The sequence below is a fragment of the Streptomyces phaeochromogenes genome (genome assembly GCF_001418655.1).
GTDB classification, from domain to species: domain Bacteria; phylum Actinomycetota; class Actinomycetes; order Streptomycetales; family Streptomycetaceae; genus Streptomyces; species Streptomyces phaeochromogenes.
On the sequence record NZ_LIQZ01000255.1, the window covers coordinates 1 to 1,359 of the forward strand.

The window sequence follows — 1,359 nt, forward strand, 5'->3', positions numbered from 1 at the left end:
GGGAACTGCGCGGGCAACCCCACCCACCCGCACCCAAAAGCAAGCCGGCGGCAGCCAAGGTGCAGCCAAGACGCAGCCAAGGTGGAGCCAAGCCACAGCCAAGAAAGAAAGTCGGCGTGCGCCAAGCACCCGGTCGTGCTTCGCTGGGCGGGTGAGCGGCGCCGATCCGGCCGGCCGCGCCCGGCGGCAGCAGCTTCTCCGGGTACGAGGCCGCAGCGTGGCCTGGGTACCGCCCCTTCTCCTGCTCATCGCCATCGCGGTGGTCGACTGGAACACCTCGGGCGAGTTCAGGGTCATCTCCTGGATCGTCCTCGTCCCCGGCATCGCGGCGGCGATCTGCGGAGTCCGCGGCACCGCCGCCTTCGCCGCGCTCGCCCTCCTCACGTACATCGAGGTCGACGCCTCCTGGCCGCACCAGGACCAGACCGGCCTGCCGGACTTCATCCTGGTCGCCATGGGCGGCGCCCTGGCGACCCTGGCGTGTGCCGTACGGGTCCGGGAGGAGCGGCGGATGCTGCACATGCGGGACGTGGCCGACACGACCCGCCGTACCGTGCTGCGCCCCCTCCCCACCCCGTGGGGCGGGCTCGACCACGCGGCCGTGTACCTGGCCGCCGACAGCGAGGCCCGCGTCGGCGGCGACTTCTACGACATCCAGCCCGGCCCGCACGGCACCCGGGTCCTCCTCGGGGACGTCCAGGGCAAGGGCCTGCCCGCGGTCGCGGCAGCCGCCGCCCTGCTGGGCACGTTCCGCGAGTCCGCGTACCACGAGGCCTCCCTGACCGTCGTCGCCGAACGGCTGGAGGTACGGATGGGCCGCCACCGCCAGTACGTCACCGACCTCGGCGAGGACCTGGACGGCGACCCGGCACGGGGCGTGGAGCGCTTCGCGACCGCGGTCCTGGTCGCCTTCCCGCCCCCGGGCTCCCCCGCGGGCCACATCGAGGTCGTCAACTTCGGCCACGAACCCCCGCTGGTGGCGGGCCCGCGCGGCGTACGCGTCCTGCCGCCCGGCGACGGACTCCCGCTCGGCCTCTCCGGGCTCGTGGGCTCCGGCGCGGGCGTCCCGCCCGTCCGCAGGGTCCCCCTGGCCGCCGACGAGACCCTCCTCCTCGTCACCGACGGCGTCACCGAGGCCCGCGACGCCGAAGGCGTCTTCTTCCCCCTCCACGAACGAGTGACCCTCGCCGTCTCCACCGACCCCACGGCCGCCCACCCCGACCGCCTGGTGGAACTGGTCCGCGAAGGCACCCTCCAGCACACGGCCCACGTGGCGGACGACACCACGATCTTCGCGGTGCGGGCAGGCGGGGCCGCCCCCTGAGGGGCGCGGGGAACTGCGCGACAAGCCCCCACCGG

1 protein-coding gene is annotated in these 1,359 nt (G+C 74.5%); it reads left to right on the forward strand.

The window, feature by feature from the left end; genetic code table 11:
- The first annotated feature begins 151 nt into the window (after nucleotides 1–151).
- Nucleotides 152–1,324 (forward strand): PP2C family protein-serine/threonine phosphatase, encoded by a 1,173-nt coding sequence (locus tag AOK17_RS30540; RefSeq protein ID WP_055615809.1) that lies wholly within the window; start codon nucleotides 152–154, stop codon nucleotides 1,322–1,324.
- Nucleotides 1,325–1,359: the final 35 nt, after the last annotated feature.